23 protein-coding genes are annotated in these 21392 nt (G+C 38.0%); 9 read left to right on the top strand and 14 right to left on the bottom strand.

Going from position 1 to position 21392, the window contains the following annotated elements:
• Positions 1-346: 346 nt before the first annotated feature.
• The 4 genes from CPRO_RS02400 to CPRO_RS02385 all read right to left on the bottom strand — a co-directional run bounded on the left by CPRO_RS02400 (position 347) and on the right by CPRO_RS02385 (position 5542).
• Positions 347-1726, bottom strand: a complete 1380-nt coding sequence (locus CPRO_RS02400) for an alanine/glycine:cation symporter family protein (RefSeq protein ID WP_066047498.1) — start codon at positions 1724-1726, stop codon at positions 347-349.
• 1001 nt (positions 1727-2727) lie between these two features.
• On the bottom strand, positions 2728-3552 hold the full coding sequence (locus CPRO_RS02395) for an Mrp/NBP35 family ATP-binding protein (protein WP_066047495.1): 825 nt from the start codon (positions 3550-3552) through the stop codon (positions 2728-2730).
• 2 nt (positions 3553-3554) lie between these two features.
• Positions 3555-3929 carry a DUF134 domain-containing protein gene (locus CPRO_RS02390; protein WP_066047492.1) on the bottom strand — a complete coding sequence of 125 codons (375 nt, stop codon included), beginning with the start codon at positions 3927-3929 and terminating at the stop codon, positions 3555-3557.
• Between the two features lie 254 nt (positions 3930-4183).
• Entirely contained in the window at positions 4184-5542 is a 1359-nt protein-coding gene (locus tag CPRO_RS02385; protein ID WP_066047489.1) for an APC family permease, read from the bottom strand.
• Positions 5543-5839: 297 nt separating this feature from the next.
• On the opposite strand from CPRO_RS02385, the gene CPRO_RS02380 reads away from it, so the two are divergent.
• Positions 5840-6172 carry a hypothetical protein gene (locus CPRO_RS02380; protein ID WP_066047486.1) on the top strand — a complete coding sequence of 111 codons (333 nt, stop codon included), beginning with the start codon at positions 5840-5842 and terminating at the stop codon, positions 6170-6172.
• 123 nt (positions 6173-6295) lie between these two features.
• On the opposite strand, the gene rnr is transcribed toward CPRO_RS02380, so the two are convergent.
• The 8 genes from rnr to CPRO_RS02340 form a co-directional block, all read right to left on the bottom strand.
• Positions 6296-8437: a ribonuclease R gene (gene rnr, locus CPRO_RS02375; protein ID WP_066047483.1), complete on the bottom strand. Its 2142-nt coding sequence runs from the start codon at positions 8435-8437 to the stop codon at positions 6296-6298.
• A gap of 70 nt (positions 8438-8507) precedes the next feature.
• Complete coding sequence (secG, locus tag CPRO_RS02370) at positions 8508-8750, bottom strand: preprotein translocase subunit SecG (protein ID WP_066047480.1); 243 nt, start codon at positions 8748-8750, stop codon at positions 8508-8510.
• A gap of 302 nt (positions 8751-9052) precedes the next feature.
• Positions 9053-10228, bottom strand: a complete 1176-nt coding sequence (locus tag CPRO_RS02365; RefSeq protein ID WP_066047477.1) for a LysM peptidoglycan-binding domain-containing protein — start codon at positions 10226-10228, stop codon at positions 9053-9055.
• A 424-nt stretch (positions 10229-10652) separates the two neighbouring features.
• Positions 10653-11324, bottom strand: coding sequence for a GTP pyrophosphokinase (locus CPRO_RS02360; protein ID WP_422664670.1), 672 nt, complete (start codon positions 11322-11324; stop codon positions 10653-10655).
• Between the two features lie 538 nt (positions 11325-11862).
• The gene (locus tag CPRO_RS02355) at positions 11863-12915 is read right to left on the bottom strand and encodes an electron transfer flavoprotein subunit alpha/FixB family protein (protein WP_066047471.1); all 1053 of its coding nucleotides are present in this window, start codon (positions 12913-12915) and stop codon (positions 11863-11865) included.
• Positions 12916-12985: 70 nt separating this feature from the next.
• Positions 12986-13777, bottom strand: a complete 792-nt coding sequence (locus CPRO_RS02350) for an electron transfer flavoprotein subunit beta/FixA family protein (protein WP_066047468.1) — start codon at positions 13775-13777, stop codon at positions 12986-12988.
• 65 nt (positions 13778-13842) lie between these two features.
• Positions 13843-14982, bottom strand: coding sequence for an acyl-CoA dehydrogenase family protein (locus CPRO_RS02345; RefSeq protein ID WP_066047465.1), 1140 nt, complete (start codon positions 14980-14982; stop codon positions 13843-13845).
• Positions 14983-16086: 1104 nt separating this feature from the next.
• Positions 16087-16539 carry a hypothetical protein gene (locus CPRO_RS02340; protein ID WP_066047463.1) on the bottom strand — a complete coding sequence of 151 codons (453 nt, stop codon included), beginning with the start codon at positions 16537-16539 and terminating at the stop codon, positions 16087-16089.
• 167 nt (positions 16540-16706) lie between these two features.
• Here CPRO_RS02340 and CPRO_RS02335 point away from each other — a divergent pair, with 167 nt between their 5' ends.
• From CPRO_RS02335 to CPRO_RS15985, 4 genes are all read left to right on the top strand, one after another.
• A complete protein-coding gene (locus CPRO_RS02335; RefSeq protein ID WP_066047460.1) occupies positions 16707-17231 on the top strand; it encodes a biotin transporter BioY in 525 nt (174 codons plus the stop codon).
• Between the two features lie 186 nt (positions 17232-17417).
• Positions 17418-17669 carry a spore coat associated protein CotJA gene (locus CPRO_RS02330; RefSeq protein ID WP_066047457.1) on the top strand — a complete coding sequence of 84 codons (252 nt, stop codon included), beginning with the start codon at positions 17418-17420 and terminating at the stop codon, positions 17667-17669.
• A gap of 3 nt (positions 17670-17672) precedes the next feature.
• Positions 17673-17957 (top strand): spore coat protein CotJB, encoded by a 285-nt coding sequence (locus CPRO_RS02325; RefSeq protein ID WP_066047453.1) that lies wholly within the window; start codon positions 17673-17675, stop codon positions 17955-17957.
• Positions 17958-18146, top strand: coding sequence for a manganese catalase family protein (locus tag CPRO_RS15985; protein WP_066047450.1), 189 nt, complete (start codon positions 17958-17960; stop codon positions 18144-18146).
• A 52-nt stretch (positions 18147-18198) separates the two neighbouring features.
• Here the strand turns inward: CPRO_RS15985 and CPRO_RS02315 are convergent, their stop codons facing one another.
• On the bottom strand, positions 18199-18891 hold the full coding sequence (locus CPRO_RS02315) for a cysteine hydrolase family protein (RefSeq protein ID WP_236782373.1): 693 nt from the start codon (positions 18889-18891) through the stop codon (positions 18199-18201).
• A 376-nt stretch (positions 18892-19267) separates the two neighbouring features.
• Here CPRO_RS02315 and CPRO_RS15170 point away from each other — a divergent pair, with 376 nt between their 5' ends.
• The 3 genes from CPRO_RS15170 to CPRO_RS15525 all read left to right on the top strand — a co-directional run bounded on the left by CPRO_RS15170 (position 19268) and on the right by CPRO_RS15525 (position 19893).
• Positions 19268-19429, top strand: coding sequence for a DUF6774 domain-containing protein (locus CPRO_RS15170; RefSeq protein ID WP_157881617.1), 162 nt, complete (start codon positions 19268-19270; stop codon positions 19427-19429).
• 133 nt (positions 19430-19562) lie between these two features.
• A complete protein-coding gene (locus CPRO_RS15530) occupies positions 19563-19703 on the top strand; it encodes a hypothetical protein (protein WP_200777671.1) in 141 nt (46 codons plus the stop codon).
• Positions 19704-19719: 16 nt separating this feature from the next.
• Entirely contained in the window at positions 19720-19893 is a 174-nt protein-coding gene (locus CPRO_RS15525) for a hypothetical protein (RefSeq protein ID WP_200777670.1), read from the top strand.
• Between the two features lie 241 nt (positions 19894-20134).
• On the opposite strand, the gene CPRO_RS02310 is transcribed toward CPRO_RS15525, so the two are convergent.
• A complete protein-coding gene (locus tag CPRO_RS02310; RefSeq protein WP_066047447.1) occupies positions 20135-20329 on the bottom strand; it encodes a hypothetical protein in 195 nt (64 codons plus the stop codon).
• Positions 20330-20656: 327 nt separating this feature from the next.
• Here CPRO_RS02310 and CPRO_RS02305 point away from each other — a divergent pair, with 327 nt between their 5' ends.
• Positions 20657-21256: a DUF4878 domain-containing protein gene (locus tag CPRO_RS02305; RefSeq protein WP_066047444.1), complete on the top strand. Its 600-nt coding sequence runs from the start codon at positions 20657-20659 to the stop codon at positions 21254-21256.
• Positions 21257-21392 lie beyond the last annotated feature (136 nt).

Genomic DNA, 21392 nt, shown 5'->3' with positions numbered 1-21392 from the left:
TCTCGTTTTTTATTTTAGTATACAGTTTTTTTTGAACAATGCAGTTGTATCATCTGTTTTGTTAGCCCAAAAAATATTTTTTATACTATTTGAAGAAATAGCTTCAAATTCATTTAGAAAAGACTCTATCCAACATGATAAAGTCTTTTCAGCAAGTCTCTGAGACTTCCAAAATATAATTCATCTAGCGCCTTTTTTCCTAAACACCATAAGTTAAACTCAGAATGATTTACGTGTAGCTTCTCAGATAACGTTGGATATGGGATAGCTTACTTCGGTTTACATTTATGCATAAAAAAAGACGGCATTTAAGCCGTCTTTCTCGCGTGGGATTTAAAACACTGAATTATCTATTAACTGTAGGGATTTCATCTGTGGACCAACCTTCCATATTGTCATCCCACAGAAATTTCTTTGTTTCAGATACAATTACGCCACTTAATCCAAGTAAAGCAACTAAGTTAGGGAATGCCATCATCGCATTTAATGTATCCGCAATATTCCATACTAAGTCAAGGGCAGTAACGCTACCGATAAATACTACAATAACCCAAGCAAGACGGAAAGGCATAACTGATTTTGTGCCCACTAAGTAAACCCAAGATCTTTCGCCGTAATAGCTCCAACCTAAAATTGTAGACCATGCGAATGTAATCAGACCAATTGTTAATACGATAGGACCAATTACCGGAATATGATTAAATGCAGCAGATGTCAATGCACCGCCGTTTAATCCTGCCATAGCTTCTGGACTCTTCAAAATAGAAGTTACCAAAACCAAGCCTGTTAAAGCACAAACAATAATTGTATCCCAGAAAACACCGGACATAGCAATCAAAGCCTGACGAACAGGGTTTCTTGTCATAGCAGCAGCATCTGCGATAGGTGCGGAACCTAAACCAGCTTCGTTTGTAAACAAACCACGAGCAATACCGAAACGAATTGCCATCATTACTGTTGCTCCGGCAAAACCGCCGCCAGCTGCAGTACCTGTAAACGCACTACCAATAATCATCTTAAACGCAGAACCAATATAAGGAGCGTTGATTACAATAATAATAAGACAACCTAAAATATAAAAACCTGCCATTAAGGGTACTAATTTCTCACAAACCTTAGCGATAGATTTTACGCCACCCAAAATAACCAAACCTGTGGCAACAGTAATAACAATACCTGTAATCCAAGTAGGTAAACCAAAGTTATCGCGTACCATTGTAGAAATGGAGTTTGCCTGAGTCATATTGCCAATACCGAAACATGCAATACCTGCAAACAGTGCAAATAATACGCCCAACCATTTTTGTCCAAGGCCTCTTTCCAATGCATACATAGGACCACCAATCATAGAACCAGTGCTGTCCTTCACTCTGTATTTGATTGCCAACAAAGCTTCGCCGTATTTTGTTGCAATACCGAAAAGACCTGTCAACCAGCACCAGAAAACTGCACCAGGACCACCTAAAGCTACCGCTGTTGCAACACCAACAATATTACCTGTACCAATTGTAGCAGCCAATGCAGTTGCTAATGCACCAAAACCGGAAACATCGCCCTCTGCCTCATTGTCAGCTGTTACAGAAAGCTTAATTGCCTTACCGATGTGTCTCTGAATAAATTTTGTTCTGATTGTCAGGAACACGTGTGTACCAAACAACAAAACCAGCATTACAGGACCCCACACAAAACCATTGATGGTGGACACAAAATTGTTAATTGCTTCCATTTTACTACCTCCCAAATTATTTATAAGATAATTTCACCGGTCAGAACCATCACCCCTACTCTTTGTATGACAGTATTCATCGTCCCCACGATAACGAATGATTTTTATTGTCGAATACAAAATAAAGATGTTCCCTCAGATTCTGTAACCTATTTACTATTTTATATTATTACAGCAAAAAAACAAGTATTTTTTTATAAATGAAAATAACCTTAACAAGCCTTTTTACTTAAAAATGTACAATTTTTATTAAAAAACCCAAAACTTTTTGACTTAATTTATTCATTCAGTCTTAAAAAACGGAAAGTTTTCATTTCGAAGGAATTGATACATTTTAACGAAATTATTTTAAATATAAAGCAAGAAATTGCTATAAAGTACTAAATAATAACTCATTTTCAACATTTTATCGTATTTTTGGCGATACATAGTTAAAACAAAAACCTCATATTTCCCTCGTTGTGCATATTTACAGCAATTATTACGTATTTTCTCTTCCTTTCTTGCCGTATAAACAGACATTGCCGCTTTTTTTGTTCATAGTATCTCTTCTTACTTGTCTAAAGGAAAATGTTAATTTCAAATGATTGCTCATGCATCATAAATAAAGAACCCTTAACTTTATGTTTATATATCTTCTCAATATGAATCATGGATTCCTTCATTATCCATATAATTGAATTCCCTAACCCTGCCTAATTTCATTTTGTCGGAGTCAGGCTAATCCTTTTCACTTGTATCAAGGTTTACCTGCAAGGAAACCACTCAAAAAGATCCTGTTCGTTTTTAGAAAACTTATTCCCTCCCTACCTTGTAGAAATAAAAAGAACAGAGGGCTCTAAAACCAAAAGTTTTAAATACTCTGTTCTTAGTAGAAGTATTTCGTTCTCCATAAGTTCATGAAAAATACTTTAAACGCTTCCGCAAAAAATATTACTGCCTCTGTTTTTTTAAGCTTAACAAATCTATTTTTATCTATTATGCGTAAAAGTAGAGCCCCGTCATTTTTCTTCTAAAAATGAAACCATTGGCAATAACCATTCTCCCTCTAATTCTTCAGTTTCTCCTCTGTCGCAGCGTGCTGCAATACTAGGGTCAATGGGCAATTTGCAAACCGTGGGTATATTGTGTTTCTTAGCAATAGCATCTATATTACTTTCCCCAAAAATCTTATGTACTTCACTGCACTGGGGACAGACAAAATATGAAAGATTTTCTACAATACCCAGTATTGGTACATTCATCATTTCAGCCATCTTGACAGCCTTATCCACAATCATTCCTACCAGTTCCTGTGGAGATGTGACAATAATAATTCCGTCAATGGCTATGGATTGAAATACCGTCAAGGGAACGTCCCCTGTACCCGGAGGCATATCAATAAACATATAATCAACATTGCCCCAAACAACGTCCTTCCAAAACTGCTTTACAGTTTCTGCAATAATTGGCCCACGCCATACCACAGGATCTGTTTCATTGTCCAGCAAAAGGTTCACAGACATTACCTTTATCCCCGTTTTGGTTTCACAAGGAATTATTTCAGTTTTTGTTCCATAAGCCTTCTGTGTCATGCCAAAAGCCTTTGGAATGGATGGACCTGTAATATCTGCATCCAGTATCGCTGTTTTTTTGCCCAACCGATTCATTAAAACAGCCATAGACGAGGTCACCATTGATTTTCCAACGCCACCCTTACCGCTGACAACAGCAATTACCTTTTTAATTTCACTATGCTCGTTGGGCGGCACCAAAAGATCAGCAGGTTTTCTGCTTGAACAGTCGGAAGAACAGCTTCCGCAGTTGTGTGAACAATTCTCGCTCATAATTACATCTCCTTAGAAATATTTTCCATTTTTCTTTTCTTATAACAAAATTTTTCGCATTTTTTCCCACAATGCAAGCTATCCCCCTCGCAAAGGTCGAAATCGCCGCCTTCAATGTGAAGGGATTTCCCATTTACTAAGGCATCTGCCAGCTTTCTTCTTGCTTCGTTATAAATGCCCTGTACAGTTGTTCTGGCAATGTGCATTTGAGCTGCGCATTCTTCCTGGGTGTATCCAACTAAATCAATCAGTCGAATGGTTTCATATTCGTCTACCGCCATAATGACACGATTTTCATCGTTCATCTCTTTCATTGGAGCAAAGCCGCAATTTTCAGGCAATGCACAAACTTTTCTGCACTTTCTTGGTCTCGCCATAAAGTCCCTCCTCATTTTCGACATATGTTACTTATTACAGTATACAACTTAACAATGATATGTCAACATTTTCTTCCCTATTAACACAAGAAAAAAGCCCTATTTCCATTCTCCAGATTTGTTCTTCAAATCCTTTTAAACGGGGGCTTTTTCTTTTTTCGTATCATATAATTTCGCTTGGGGAAAAAGATTTTTCGTTCTTTACCTTAAAGAATGTCTCTATAGTCCCACAAACTTTAACGCAAAATACTCAATTATTTCGCTTTTTCATGACCATAGTTTTTCAATGCGAACCCAATGCACATTATCACAGCAAATAAAATTAAGTAATAAATAATCGCCTTTCCTAAAGAAACAACCGCCGCAACTACCATAAATACACTAGCCACAATTCCTAAAACCGGCGCTATATAACGATTAAATGTTCCCAAGTCCTTCCCTTTTTTCATCTGCAGTAAGAAAATGGGTATATACATAGCATAGATTGTTATAATCGGCAATTCGGAGCTATCAAAGCAAAATCGCCCAAACCATGGTTCCGTTAAATTTGCACCATAAAAATAGGTCAGCCAAATTGCTGCCATTAAAACGCCCATAGCAGATGAATTGGTTGGCATATTTGTTACCTTATCCACCGCATTAAAAACATGAGGCATTGGGCCTTCATTTCTTGCTGCCATGGCGTAAAAACTGCGGGTACATGCTAACATTAAACCATTTAAGGTACCTAAACAGGAAATAACCACAACCACAAAAAGCAACGTTCCACCTGCATTTGTAAATACGGTAGAAAAAGCGATTTTTGCCCCAGCTTCTCCACCTTCCATCATGACACTGTTTTCAACTGCTCCAGCCAAACCAACATAGTAAAGTACATACATCAAAACAGTAAATATGGTACCAATCACCAGCGCCAGAGGTAAATTGCGTTTTGCATCCTTTAGCTCGGCATTAATGCTGGTTGCGCAAATCCAACCCTCATAAGCGAAACTAGTACCCACAACTGCGGTAAACAAAGGATTGCCCTTCACCTCAGTGAGTACTGTGCCATTAAAGTTTTCCACTAAAATACCACTTTTCAGGCCAAAAATGGTGCCCACAACTGCCATTAAGGCTAATGGAATCAGCTTGATAATTGTAGTGGATACTTGCAATTTGCCTGCCAGTCTTGGAGAAATGGCGTTGAGCACATAGCTGCTTACCAAAAATAACCCTGCAATTGTCATTGCTTCAGGTCCAACAATGTTCCAACCCAATAATACACAAAAATATCTGGCAGAAACCCAAGCTAAAACAGAGGTCATTGCCGGAAAATAAATTGTGGCCATGAACCATGCAAAAAAATAACCATATTTGGGTCCTACCATTGTTTCTGCATAGTCAACAATGCCACTTACCTTTTCGTGATGTGTAGCCAAAACCGCAAAATTATACGCACAGGCAACCATAACCAAACCACCTAGGAACCACGCCAAAATACCCTGGCTCAGGTTTCCTCCCGTTGCAACTAAAACCTTTTCTGCCTTAAAAAACACGCCACTGCCAATAACAATACCAACTACCATAGCAATCGCAGTTAAAAGGCCATATCTTTTCTCTAATCCTTGATCCATACTACCTCTCCCCTTATTTCTTTTGCACATAACCGCATCGATACAGCTATGCTTTACTCTATAAAAGTAACATACTTTTCTATAGAATACAACGCTCAAGCTGAAATATGTTATGTTTTTTTATAAATACAAATATTTTTATGTTTATTATGCCATCAACTTTTCCTTCTTCTTTTGTCGATTTAATTTCTTGCCTTATATATTATAAAATGTTACACTACTCTATATGAAATTAAATGATAGTCTTATTTTGTTACTAGTCCAAACATACGCAACAGTTTTAAAATGGAGGCGCTTATGCTTTTTTACACCGTTGTTTTATTCTTAATTTCCATATTTTTTTATAGTGAGACACGGCAAACACGGAAAATGGCCTCCCGCCTTCTGCCTGAATTTAATGCTGATGCTTCAACAGCAGCACTTGCAGCAAAACATTTTTTTACGATTTCAGCCTGTTCCGCAACCAGTGGAATACTTGTGCTTGGCTGTTGGATTTATCAGAAAATAACCCATTTGACATGCCCCAAGCCTTTCCTCGCTTTTTCAATGCTGATTTATGCAGGGGGCTTTATGCTTGGATTGTATCGCTGTTATAAGCTGAAAATCACTTTAAATTCGAAGCAATTATAAGACATTCCTTCCTTATTTACATAAGTTTGCCAAAGCAGTTCGCTTTATTCCATTTATAATGTTATATTTTCATTGCACATAAAAAGCCTGCATTGCGAAACATCTCGCATACAGGCTTTCTTTTTATTCTTCCTCTTCAAATAAAAAATCAATGGTTCCAAGCTCTTTTGAAACCTTGGCAACAACAACTGTTACCTTATCTCCCAAACGGTAACTTTTTCCAGTCCTTTTTCCAAAGACCATCATACTTTTATCATTAAACTCATAATAATCGTCGTCCAGCATTGCCAGCGACACCATTCCTTCAATGGTGTTTGGCAACTCCACATAAATTCCCCAATTGGTTACGCCGGAGATAATGCCCTGAAAAACTTGGCCAATTTTATCCGACATGAATTCAACCTTTTTCAACTGCTCTGTATCTCGTTCAGCTTCGTCTGCAATACGCTCTCTCCTCGAGCAATGTAGAGCCATATCAGGCATCTTTTTATGATACTCTCTTGTTTGAGTCTCTCCCAGCTCCCCATGAAGCATCTTCTTTAAAAGCCTATGAATTTGCAAATCAGGATAACGGCGAATGGGTGAAGTAAAGTGGCAATAATATTTTGCCGCCAGCCCAAAATGCCCGAGATTATCTGCAGCATAGCGAGCCTGCATCATGCTGCGCAAAACCATTCTGGTTATGATTCGCTCCTGCTCTGTTCCTTCTGCTTCTTGCAAAACCCTTTGAATCTCTCTTGGATGGATCTCGCCGTCTTTTTTCTTCAGATGATACCCAAAGCCACGAATGAATTGCTCCATTTTTTTAAGCTTTTCTTCGTCCGGCTCTAAATGAGTACGATACATGAATGGAATCTCTTGCCAAAAAGCATTCTCAGCAACAGTTTCGTTACAAACCAACATAAATTCCTCTATCAAATTTGTTGCAATACTTCTTTCATAAGGTCGAATTTCAATGGGCTTTCCTCGCTCATCTAAAATAATTTTAGACTCTGGCAAGTCAAAGTTTACCGATCCTCGCTTCATTCTCTTTTCACCTAAAATCTGCCTAAGCTCATTCATTAAGGTCAGCATAGGCACAATTTCAGCGTACTTTTCCAAAAGCTCAGGAGTCTTGTCCTCAATAATTTCTCGAACCGCCGTATAAGTCATACGAAAATCAGAATATATCATAGATTCACAAATTTTGTGGGAAACTACATTTCCCTTCGGGTCTATTTCCATCATACAGCTTAATGTTAATCTGTCCGTTTCAGGATTTAAGGAGCAAATGCCATTGCTCAACTTATGGGGTAACATGGGAATCACTCGATCAACCAAATAAACGCTGGTACCTCTGGCGTATGCCTCCTGATCCAAGGCTGTATGCTCACGAACGTAATGAGTTACATCGGCAATATGCACCCCTAACCAATAGTTCCCATTCTCCATTTTTGTTAATGATACAGCATCATCTAAATCCTTGGCATCCTCCCCATCAATGGTAATGGTGAGAAGGCTTCGAAAGTCCTCTCTGCCCTCTTTGTCTTTTTCCAAAACCTCTGTTGCTTGCTTTTCAATTTCCTGATAAACCTTTTCAGGAAACTCTATTGCCAAATCAAAGCGGCGAATGACAGAAAGAATATCCACCCCGGGATCGTTCACGTGGCCTAATATTTCTACAATCTTTCCTTCCGGATTTCTTCTTTCCTCTCCATAGCTAATGATTTCAACAACAACCTTATGGCCGCTCACCGCACCTTTGGCATTTTCCTTAGCAATAAAAATATCCTTGGCAAACTTCTTGTCATCTGCAATAACAAAACCAAAGCCCTTGCTTTGTTCATAAAGGCCAACAACTCGAACAATCCCTCGCTCCAGAACCTTTATAATTACGCCATCTGCTTTTTTGTCTCCCTCACCTTGGTTTATTACCTTATATAAGACCCTGTCCTTTTGCATAGCACTAGCAGTTTCATTTGCAGGAATAAATATATCCGCTCCACCTTCGTCAGGGGTCACAAACCCAAAGCCCTTTGCATGACCTGTAAAAACCCCTGTGGACATATTTAAGGCCTTTGGCGCCATAAGCTTTCCTTTCTTTGTTTCCACTACCTTACCCTCTGCGATGAGCTCCCCTAGCAACCCTTCAAATATCTCTTTATCACCGTCCGGCACAGAAAGCATCTGACGAATCTCTCTGCGCTTTAAGGGAATATACTCTTCACTCGTAATATAACCAAGGAGCTTTTCTTTTCTTTCTTCTAAAATATGATTCAATTCCATAAATACCTCCTATTTTTATCCAATTCATTTGTTTACAAAAAAAGAGATGCACTTCTGCATCTCCCATCGTTTAGCCAACCAAATTAATCACAAAAGCAAGTATCATAAAAAGGGCGCCACCAATCTTTGTGTACTTCTCTAACGCACCTTCTACCGAATGACCTTTGTTCTTACTCCAGTAAGTATCACTGCTGCCACCGCCGCTAATCGCGCCCAAGCCTGCAGAACGCTTAGACTGCATCAAAATAATTATGCTCAATACTACTGCCAAAACAGCTAAAATGCCTGTTAACACCATACCAATTGTTGTCATTTCAAATCCTCCTATATATTTTGCTCATTATTCTGAGTCTTATCCACTTAAAACAGCATTAGTATTGTATCACATTATTTTTGATATCGCAACATTTTTTTGTAATATCCGATCTTTTCGGTGTATAGTAATTTCCCACTCTGGAGCAACTTTAAAAATAAGCTTTGTATTTTAATGAAAAGATTCCTTGGGTATTTACTCGGCAAAAACAATGAAAAAACGAAATATAATTGCTTTTGAAACCTGAATAAAAATTACTCCCCAATTTTTTTCTTATAATAATTAACAAAATAAAAACTTTATTATGGTATCAATAGAGACTGTCCCGCGAAAATCATATCTGCATTTTCCAGTTCATTTGCCTGGATGATTTTATTCACACCGCTATTATCACCATAGTATTTTCTACTGATATAACCTAAGCTATCACCGGCTTCTACTGTGTACCAAGTTTCAACTGCTTCCTTTTCCTTTTTGGGTTCTGCCTTTGGCTCTTCCTCAACCTTGGGCTCTGCCGCAAATGCCGCCTGCACCTTGACGCCTTCAATACTCTCCTCCAGCTTTTGGTAAGAGCTTTGCACCATTAAAATTTCCCCTTCCAAGCTCCTCAAACGGGTCATATTACTCATTAAGGCAAATCCCATACACAAACAAACAACGCAGAGGGCACCGCTTATTCCCGCCAGCATAGTATATTTTCCTTTTTGTACCTCTTCCGCCTCTTTTGCTCTTTTCTGTAAAACTCTGCGAATTTCCTTTGCCGCATCCATCCGCTCTTCCGGTCTTGGCCTGCGCTTTTTACGTTCAAAGCCGTTCTCCATTTCCTCTTCCGGAAAACTTTCCTCCATAGCCATCGCCGATAAATCCTCTTTTGGATATACTGTGCTGTTGTCCAGCATATATTCCTGCATTTCCCTGTTTTTGTCGTAATAAACAAAATAACCCCTTGACTGCCTTAATCCTCTTCCTTCCTCGTTGTATATATAAAATGTATCCATTTTATCCAAGCTGTCAATGACAAATAAAACTTGCCAGTTTTCCTTAAAAAACTCCTCATGAAACAGCTCGTCCTTTGCCATCAGAAAAGAACCAAAGCCAGGCTGCAAATGGGCCCAACCTACCAAGCTCATTCCTTTAAAATAGGTTTCCATCTGACTGCCAATATATTCCCACGTTTCTTCACTAAAACCTTCTGCACCACTTTTCTGTGGTATATCCTTACTTTGAATTGCACCGGAAATAATTACGGATTCCTCACCGTTAATCTCCAAGTGCCGCCCTACTAAGGCTGCTGTTTTTTCCTTACCTCCACCGCTTTTGCCATATTGATATAAATATGTATGCACGTAATCTTCAATGTAGATTCGTATTTGACTTTCCAGTGCACCCATTTGCTTTGTTTTCTCTGGCAAAATTGAGGCTCCCTCATCTACGCCATAGTCATACAAATTCATATCTCCGTCATAATACTGCCGCATTGTGTATCCTCCCTTTTATTCAAAATCCGCTGGCATGTTTCTTTGGCTTTCCTCCAAAGACTTTCTGCTTGTCCAAAATATACCACGGGGGCCCTGCACTTTCTGTCAAACGCTGTCGTGCTATTCCATTTTTCTTCCGCAAAAACATCAGATTCTCCCCAAAATTCGCAAAATAAAAAACAGATATAAACATATATCTGTTTCAATTGTACCTATCTTGGTTTTTTAGAGATAAACATGCAGCTCTCTTAGTAGCACATTCTAAATATATTTTTTGAGCAAAAACATCATTTTGTGAGTTTTTCACAACAAGTCTTGGAAATAATTTTCTCTTTTTTTGACCCAAAATACCTCTTTAGAGAATGCCTATGGAAATAACTTACTCTTAAAACTAGATTCAAAAAGATACACTAGGTTTCATGGCTTATGGGTTTGTATCCTCTCTTTCTTCAATTCGGTTTCGAATTTCTTGCATTCTCAAATCCATATTACTAATAATATCAGCACACTCCTGCAATTCTTCAAAAATCTCTTTTGCATCGGAAATATCCTTCTTATATTTTAACTTATGCTCCAAACTTGCCCAAAAATCCATGGCAATGGTACGAAACTGCACTTCCACTTTCATAGGTTTTTTCTTTTCTGCCAAGAAAACAGGAACCTCCAGAATAAGATGTAAGCTACGGTACCCGTTCTCCTTAGGGCTCTTTATATAATCCTTTGCTTCTAATAATGTAATGTCATCCTGTTGCACCAACAATGCAGCAATGGCATAAATATCATCTACAAAGGAGCAAATTACCCGTATCCCTGCAATATCAAATAGGTTTCTCTCCATACTTTCTACAGTAAGGGGATAACCCTTTCTTTTCAACTTCTCAACAATACTCATAGGGCTTTTTATTCTTGATTTAATGGACTCAAAAGGATTTCTATTGTATTTTAAAGCAAACTCGGCGTTCAAAACATTTAGCTTTGTCTCCACTTCCATCAGAGCACATTTGCACTCCATCATCAATTCCATAAAAGGTTTTGCTTCCCTTATAATTATTTCCGGTTGTATGGATAACATTTTCGCATCATAATCCAGCTCCATCAAATTCATTCCGGCTCAATCCTCTCCTTCAGATTATTTTCAGTATAACATAAGTAAAGAAATATGTCTATTTTTGCAGGATTTTTCGCTTTACTTTGACATTAGAAAATTTTAAGATTCCGATTGAGGTTACTATCCAAGAAAAATAGCTACAAATGTGAGTTGTTTTATACAAATTTGTATTTGATTTTTTTGTTTACTTTACCAATACTTCTTAATCAGGAAATCCTTCTTTTCATTCAATTACAACACAACCAACTCCTTGGATGAAGGCTCTTATATTTTATCTGATTTTATAGATAGAATCATATAGTTTTGCCCCTATGAGGGACCACTAATTGCAGCTTTAAATGGCGTTTTGAAATGCTAAAATCTTCTTGCTACCATTAAGCGTTTTCTAAAAGGCCTTGGGTATTCATAAAAGACCGAAAAAAACCAAGCCTCTATATTCTGAGCAGATAATGATATTAATCTAAAGCAAACAAAAAAAGCTTCCTTTGGAAACCAAAGGAAGCTTCTGGATACATTTATAAAATAATTAGTTGTTAGCCTTTGCTGCTTTGTATTTTCTGACTGCATCAGCCAATTTAGGCAGGATAACCTTAACGTCACCAACGATACCCAAGTCGGAAACTTCGAAAATGGGAGCTGTGTCGTTTTTGTTGATGGAAATAACCAATTCGGAGTTCTCCATACCTGCAACGTGCTGAATTGCACCGGAAATACCACAAGCCATGTACAGGTCAGGGCGTACTGTCTTACCTGTCTGGCCAACCTGACGATCTTTTTCAATCCAACCAGCGTCAACACATGCTCTGGAAGAACCAACTTCTGCGCCCAATGCATCTGCTACGTCTCTGATTAAATCGAAGCCCTGTGCACCACCGATACCACGGCCACCGGATACGATCAATTTTGCTTCTGTCAAGTCAACAGCCTTCTTGTCAGCCTTTACAACTTCAAGAATTTCAACGTTCATATCAGCGTCAGTAAAATCAACGTTGAATTTGATTAATTCGCCTGTTCTTGTTGTGTCTTTTGCAATTCTCTTCATAACACCAGGACGTACTGTTGCCATCTGAGGTTTTGTTCTAGGGCACATCAATGTTGCCATGATGTTACCACCGAATGCAGGACGAGTCATAAGAAGTGCTCTTGTAGGATCTTCACAGCCCATAGCTGCTTCCTTCGCGAATTCTTCTTCTGTCTTTGCCATTCTCAAGCCTGTTGTATCTGCAACCAAACCTGTTTTTACACGGCTAGCTACACGAGGAGCCACGTCACGACCGATGGAAGATGCACCAAACAGCATGATTTCGGGATCATATTCGTTAACGATTGCTGTGATAGCTTTTGTATAAGGCTCTGTTACATACTCTTTCAAATAAGGGCTGTCAACAAGGATAACCTTGTCTGCACCGTAGTGGAAAAGTTTGTCAACCTGACCTTCAATTTCATGACCCAACAGGACTGCAACTACTTCATCCTTGAGGTCTTCTTTCAATCTGGTGGATTCGCCAACAAGTTCCAGACCTACGTTCTGAACTTTACCGCTTCTCTGTTCAATTACTACAAAAATACCTTTACTCATTGTAGGGTTTCCTCCTTATATTCCAAATTTAGTATATAGTTCTTTCTGCTCGATTAAAGTTGTTTGCAAATTAGATGATAAACTTAGCTTCCAACTTGTCGATAATAGCCTGAACTGCCTCTTCTGCGGACAGATCTTTCAGAATTGTACCAGCGCCCTTAACTTCTTTTGTGAAGGACTGATATACGTTTGTAGGGGAACCCTTTAAACCGATCATGTCAAGTTCAAGTTCAGCTTTCAAATCTTCAAAACCTAAAGTTTTAACTTCTTTTTCATAAGCTTCAACGATACCCTTTACGGACATGTATCTAGGGGTAGCCAATTCAGCGATTGCTGTCAATAAGCAAGGAGTTTTGATTTTGATGATGTGGTAACCATCTTCAAACTGTCTCTTAACAACAACATATTCTTCTGTAGCTTCCTGAACTTCTTCAACATAAGAAACCTGAGGAACCTGCAATTTTTCACCAATCTGAGGACCAACCTGAGCTGTGTCACCATCGATAGCCTGACGGCCTGTGATAATCAAGTCATAGCCGATTTTCTTTAAAGCTGCAGCCAAAATACCGGATGTAGCATATGTATCGGAGCCACCGAATTCTCTAGCGGAAACAAGGTAAGCTTCGTCGCAACCCATAGCCAAAGCTTCTCTCAAAGCAACGTCTGCCTGAGGAGGTCCCATGGATACAACTGTTACAGTGCCACCCAATTGTTCTTTCAACTGAAGAGCAGCCTCGATACCTGTTTTGTCATCATGGTTAATGATAGAAGGTACACCATCACGAATCAGGGTGCCTGTTTTAGGATCGATTTTAACTTCAACTGTGTCTGGTACTTGTTTAATACATACAACGATTTTCATTATAGTTGTTCTCCTTCCAAAATATAGTAGTATCTCGCTTCGTATCTAGATTCAGAAACTATTTATCAAACCTTCATTGCGCCGGAGATAATCATCTTCATTGCTTCGGATGTACCTTCGTAAATTTCTGTAATCTTAGCGTCACGCATAGCTCTTTCTACAGGGTATTCGCGGCAGTAACCGTAGCCACCAAGCAGCTGAACACATACTCTAGTTACTTCGTTAGCTACTTCAGAGCCAAACAGCTTGCACATAGCTGCCAAAGGAGCAAAATTTTCATGATTGTCTTTCGCTGTTGCTGCTCTCCAAACCATCAATCTAGCAGCATCAACTTTTGTCTGGCATTCAGCAAGTTTGAACTGTGTGTTCTGGAACTTGTTGATTGTTTTGCCAAACTGCTTTCTTTCTTTAACATACTTCATTGCTTCGTCGATAGCGCCCTGAGCGATACCTACAGACTGAGCACCGATACCGATACGACCGCCAGCAAGAGCTGTCATAGCGATTTTGTAGCCCTGTCCTTCTTTACCAAGCAATCTGCTTGCGGGTACTCTTACGTTTTCGTAAGCAACTTCACAGTTGGAAGCAGCTCTGATACCCATACGTTCAATATTTTCACCTACTGTAATACCAGGCATTGTTCTATCCAAAATAAATGCGGACATACCTTTAGGTCCCAAAGTCTTGTCTGTCAAAGCAAATACAATGAATGTATCAGCAAAGCCGGAGTTTGTTGTAAAGATCTTTGTACCATTGATGATATAGTCATCGCCATCTTTGAGTGCTTCTGTACGAACACCGGAAGCATCTGTACCAGCGCCGGGCTCTGTCAAACCAAAGCAACCAACTTTATGACCATCAACCAATGGTCTTAAGAATTCCTGCTTCTGAGCTTCGGTGCCGAATTCATTGATACAAGGGCAGCAAAGAGATGTATGAACGGAAAGAGTGATACCTGTGGATGCGTCAACTTTAGATACTTCTTCCATAGCCAATGTGTATGTAAGAACATCTGCGCCCTGGCCGCCGTATTCTCTGGAGTAAGGAATACCGAACATACCAGCCTTCTGCAGCTTTGCAACGAGGCCCTGATCATATTCTTCAGACTCGTCCATATCCTTTGCTATGGGTTTGATTTCTGTTTCAGCAAATTTTCTGAACAACTCTTGCTGAAGCACTTGAGTTTTTGTTAATTTGAAATCCATTTAATATTCCTCCTATTTTTAAAAAATTTTAAAACAATCGATGCGGGCCATCAATCATTTTATTTAATAACCTACAACTTCACTTGCTACTTCTTAACGTTGTCGCATTAACGTTGTTACAAGACGTTCAAATACATTTCAAGATCGCTTGCACAATAAGAAAATGCCTTTCGCACGTCCATCATGAATATAACATTTTTGTTTAAAAATTGTCAACTCATTTGTTAATAAATATTCCATAAAAAACGACCACGTTTTATGGTAATACCGCCGTATTTTTCAGCGAAATTAGCATAAAAAAAACCACAAAAAGCCATTTTGCAAATTGTACTTCTATAAGCACATATACCTTGTTTTCTTCCTTGTTGCCGATATTTTCTCATATTTATTTGCCCAAATAAACATAATAAAATGAAAACTGACTAATATTTAGTATGCAAGATATATACTCTAAAAAAGTACACAATACCCCAAAGGTATGTGCAACTCTAGCTTTTTTGTCCTTCTTTACTTTACACTATTGTCTTTTCTATGTCAATATATTTCGCATGGAAGCAAAAATTTTCTCCCTCCTATTGTCATACAACTCATAGTCAATACTACTAAAAAGATTCGCATCCGAAATAATAGCTTTTTTCCCATAAAACTTATTTTTAATTAGCTATTTCTCTTTTAAAGCATTTATTATTTTTTGATGCTTTTACACCTTCTCCGTCTGCCTTCAAACCAATCTAAAAAAATAATAAGAAAGTCTAAAATTAAGTAAATCTTTAACAGCTTAGAACGGTAACGCTCTATTTTCTTTTCGCTGTTTGGTTGTAAATATTTAAAAAAGAAGAACCTGAAAATAATCCGAGCCTTTCCTCTGCACCGATTCACTCAAATCAAATCTTCTACCCAATCTTAGCATTGTTCCCTCCACATAAAGATCATAATTAGCTATTCTTTCATTAATATATAATAAAATTAACTAAATCCTTTTTTGTACCTTTATTTTTCTATAATCAACTCATGATCTTCCGCTATACGAGAGATATCTGTCTATATAAATTGATAACTGCAAAATCATATTATTTTTCGGGAAATACACGAGGAATCATACACTTAGGTTTCCTTTGCGTCAAACGGGAGCTGCGTCCAGTCATCGAAATCAGGGAATTCCCTGTCATATTCATAATATCTTTCTTCAGGATAAAATTGCTGGTCCAATTGCACTGCACGAAACATGCCAACCCCCAAAATGGTAAGTAAAGCAACGCAGATGCCGAGATAAATCAGTCCTGCTTTCGCCAAATTTCTTCGATTTACATTACTATATTTATCAAAAGCCCATATGAAAAAAACAATTATGTTGATGATAGGAATCATTAAAATGAAACCAATAAACAGATAATCTCCTACTGATAGGGGCGCATAGATGTCATCCCTAGGCAAAGCTTCTTGCACTTGGGTCTTTTCCCCTTTTTTTTCAGTCTTGTTTAGTATATTTCCGCAGTTTATGCAATAAACATCTACTTCACCAACATTCTGACCACAATGTATACATTTTCTGCTCATCAAAATCATCCTTTCGCAAAAAGCCTATTTCAAGTTTATCATAGATTTTTATATTCGTCATAAAACTTTTTCTTAAATTTTAATTGTAAACCTTTTTCATCATTAAAGTTGACAAATCTCCCCTTAAAGGTTTACAATCCTTTTAAAAACTGCAAAAGGAGTTTACAATGAGAACAAAAGAATTAGCAACAATCTCACTTATGACCGCAATCATTTGTATTTTAGCCCCTATCAGCATTCCAATCCCTTTTAGTCCAGTGGCGCTAACGCTATGTACCTTTGCTCTTTATTTGTCTGCCTATGTTTTGAAGCCAAAACAGGCAATTGCAGCAACTGCCTTGTATTTATTTATTGGTTCCATTGGCATTCCGGTATTTTCCGGATACACCGCTGGTTTTGCTAAATTTGCAGGCCCCGGCGGCGGCTATTTGGTGGGATATCTTTTTTTAGTTGCCATCAGCGCCTATTTTGTAAGAAAGTTTCCCGACTCCCCTACACTGCAAATGATGGGGGCTTTGCTGGGCACCCTAGCTACCTATTCCATCGGAACTTTTTGGTTATCAAAAGTAACAAACGCCTCTTTTCTTTCAACATTACCCATGGGAGCCTTTGTTTTCATCCCTTTGGATATTGTTAAGATTTTCCTTTCTTGTATTCTGGGGCGGAAAATACAATACTATCTTAAATCATAAGGCTTCATTCACTACATATCAAAAAACACTTCTGTTAAGTGAAACACTTCAATAGAAGTGTTTTTTATTTAGGAACCTTCTGATTTTTCCCCATAAGCCAAGGTAATTTCATCATTTTAGTCCTTGCACTATATCAATATTCCCCCATATCATAATATTGTAAATTGAAGAAGGAGGCATTTCATTATGAAGGAAATGTGTAAGAATTTCGTTCCCAGCGACTGTACCTCTGTTGGTCAAAAACCCAAAAACATGGTTTCCGATTATAGTGTTATCATTGAAGAATCCATGGAATTGGCACAGGCATACGTACCTTTTCAGCCTTATATGGAGCCCATGGATAAAGCTCAAAGCCTTGTATGCGGAACAGCTTTCTATGATTTAGTAGTACCATATTGTTCAGGTTGGCATCTATATCGCTTTGCAAAGGAGGTTTAAACAATGACACAAGATGATATGTTGACAAAATTGATGGAGTTAGATTTTATCTCTCTTGACCTAGGTCTATTTTTGAACACCCACCCAGATCATACTGAGGCAATTGATACGTATAACCAGGTCATTACCGCTGCAGATGCCCTTCGTCTAAAATATGAAGAAAAATTTGGCCCTCTTTGCTCCTTCCGCAGCTATGCCGTTGATACGAAAAATTGGCAATGGAAAGATAATCCTTGGCCTTGGCAGAAAGAAGCTAACGTTTCTTTTGCAGGAAAGGAGTGTATGTAAATGTGGATTTATGAAAAAAAACTGGAATTTCCAATTAAAATTAAAAAACCAGATGCTCGTTTAGCTAAAATCATGTTGGAACAATATGGTGGCCCATACTCCATGAGGATATATGTCCATACGTTGATACCTTGCCTTGAAACATTTTGCTTTGATCCGCCAAAAATAAAGGGCTTATATCATAAATAACGTGAAGCGAATACTCCGTGCTCTTCATGAAAACCTACTCCATTTGTAGCTATCACCATAAATCTGTCCATGAGTGATTTTCTTTGAAAGGCTCAGGATCTTGATTGTCCCGCAACATCTCTGTGCGCACCTGTAATTGAAGATTAGGAGCATTCTCAGCTCCATATTTCTCAAACTCTGGGCTGTCCATAATCACAGCACCCATTCGCCGAAGATCATCTATATTGGCTCTTTGAATTTCCTCCGTCTGGGAAGAGCAACAATCTTCTAAGATAACTACATTGTACTCCAAAGAGTCTGCATCAAAAGCAGTGGTGCGAATACAATTCGGTGTTGTAGTACCAATCAAAATTACAGTCTTTATATTCAAACGGCGTAGAATTAAATCCAGCTCTGTATGAAAAAAAGCACTCCAGCGGGGCTTGATGATGGTATAATCTCCAGCGATCGGCCTTAGACCCTCAGGGGCCTGGGCACTGCACAATCCTTGTGAGCCGGGTGTCATTGCACGCCCCCCTTCCTTCCATTTCTCAAAACGTGATAACTCTACATCGCTGCCGTCGCCACGGTAAATCCGCTTTACAAAAAATATTGGAATCCCAATCATTCGAGCCTTGGAAATTGCTTTCACACAATTAGGAATTGTTCCCTGCGCTCCATGAATACAATGGGCACTTTGGGGTTCAATGAATCCATTTTCCATATCTATAACAATAAGTGCAGAGTGTGTTGGATTTTCCTTCAAAGCTTCTTCCTCCTAAATCTTCAATTATATTTTTTAATACGTTTTTCAATAGAAACAACCATTATTTGTAATTATATACTAGTCGTATAAATTTTTCTACCTATATAATTTAATATAGCTCCAATATCTAATAGTATCGCCCTAGAAAACTACATCGTGTTTTGACTTTTAAAAATAGCTTGTTCTATATATCACTCTGACCGCCCCATCCATTGCATCAGCTCATTGCTTCGTATAATTCGTATAATTAGATACACTCTTTCAAAATTTTCACAGCCCACCCTTCTTAAAGAAAGCCACCATATAATATCTACTGTTTCCTGAATTTTGTTTTAATTCACTCCACTTTATCATATATTGCATTGAGGTGATTACCATGGAAAACTGTCCTGATATTGTGGCAATTACATTGCTGGCTTGTCAAATATCCGAATGCCTTTCTGATGAGGAATTGGAAATATTAAGTGCAGATTTATCTTTATTAAGTGATGCCATCACTGCTATTTTGGCGCGCAGATCTCAAAATGATATTATATAAGTCATAAAATACATATCTTTTTAAAGTCACTCCTCGGGTGTTTTTTTTAACTAGAGTTTTTCCTCAAAATTTTCATCCTGAGATATAACATAAATGCTACCTTTTTGGTTACCCTAAAGCCGAGGTGAAATAAATGGATGAAAAGAAAAGACAACTGCCGGTAGATGGTGAAGTTGAAAAACCTATCTCTAAATCCTATCCAGTTATTGATACGGACTTAGCTAGAGACAATATTGAAAACAATATGCCTGCGGTAGATTTACAAGATTTATAAGACGAGAGGTGATAAGATGCAAAAATATAACGATATGTATGATCTTTTCCAGAATGATAAAAATGCGAAACAATACTTTGATAAACTCCCGGATTATGTTCGTGAACAAATCAGCACGAGAGCCAATGGTGTTTGCTCCATGGAGAATCTAAAGGATTACGCGGAAAACTTACTCCGCGGAGATGATTAACTAAGGAGCTTCGGCTCCTTTTTTTCTGCAACGAAGCAGACGTCCCCACCTGATTCATTAATCGTTTACTCCTTTTCCTAATTATGAAATAAACTTTCTTCATACGTCCCCCAAAAACAAATTACATCAAATGCCCTATGTATCCCATCCTGAATATAAAAGTTCTATCTTTCTACTGCCGAAAAATTTTTTCATAAAATCATACCAAGTAAATGCCTCTTCCTAAATGAATCTCTTTGGGTTAATCAATATCAGTATCCATCTCTGGTGGGTTAAAAAACTCCAGTTTATACCCATCAACCCTTGCAGCAGCCTGCAACCCCCTACGGCTTAATCGAATTCCCAATGCTTTTTTTTCATCATAGCTTAATGTTTCATAAGGAATTATCTTGTCTTTCATACGAACATATATATCTACTTTCAGCGGTTTCTGCAAATCCAACACCTCCTGTTTTAAGGTATGTTTCCCCAGAATTGTCCTATGCTTTGATTCGTGCCCATCAAAGATGAGTCATTTCTCTTTCTCAGTCTTCAAATCTCTTTTGATCTTTGTATCCACCATTTATTTCGTTATGGAATATTTTGTAATATTATGATATACTGTTTATAAAAAGGAGGTATTTTGTCATTGACTTCATAGGAAATTCCTAAAAATAAAAGTCATTCATACTGAATCTTCATACTCAAAAAAAGCATAAAAAAGATTTACAGTACTACTATATTTAAAGAGAAAAATTTATTCAACTTATCTTGGAGGGAAACTATGTTCAAAAAATCTTTAGCAGTTATTTTTACTTTCGTCATGGCGTTTAGCTGTATTAGTTGTGGAGAAAAAATTGATCCACCAGACAAAGTAGTAGCCAGTTACTTAGATGCTCTCAAAAATGGGGATCTTACATCTGCAAAAGCCTTCGTAAATGAAGAAAATGATGAAATTCTTTCAGAAACAGAGGATGAGTCAGCCAATACTCTAATTAAATCTATTTTAAAAAACCTTACCTATGAAGTAGTCTCTACAGATGCAAAAGATACAACGGCTACTGTCAAAACTTCCATTAAAAATATTGATATGAAAACCGTAATGGGAGAAGTATTCAGCGAACTGCTTTCTTTAGCATTCTCCGGTTTGGATGCAGAAGCACTTGAGGCAAAACAAAATGAAGCTTTTGCAAAAGCCCTTGAAACAAATAAAGAAACAATAAAAGAAACAGAGGTGAATATCCAATTAGAGAAAAAGGAAACAGGATGGATAATCATTCCTACTGAGGATCTTGCAGATGGCATTACCGGTGGACTTCTCTCCTATGCTGATAATCTGAACAGCTCTTTTGGCGGGACGCCCGAAGAAGAGAAAGCAAACTAATTAGTAGAATCAATGAAACATCGTATTTTTGTCATCCACAAAGTGTGGCATTCAACATACATAGCATTTTCATGTGTTTAGGTAAATCAAATTAAGCATAAGACCCCCTTTCTTACCATACAAAAAAAGAAAGGGG

It is taken from the genome of Anaerotignum propionicum DSM 1682 (genome assembly GCF_001561955.1).
GTDB classification, from domain to species: domain Bacteria; phylum Bacillota; class Clostridia; order Lachnospirales; family Anaerotignaceae; genus Chakrabartyella; species Chakrabartyella propionicum.
This window is presented reverse-complemented; position numbering and strand designations above follow the sequence as displayed.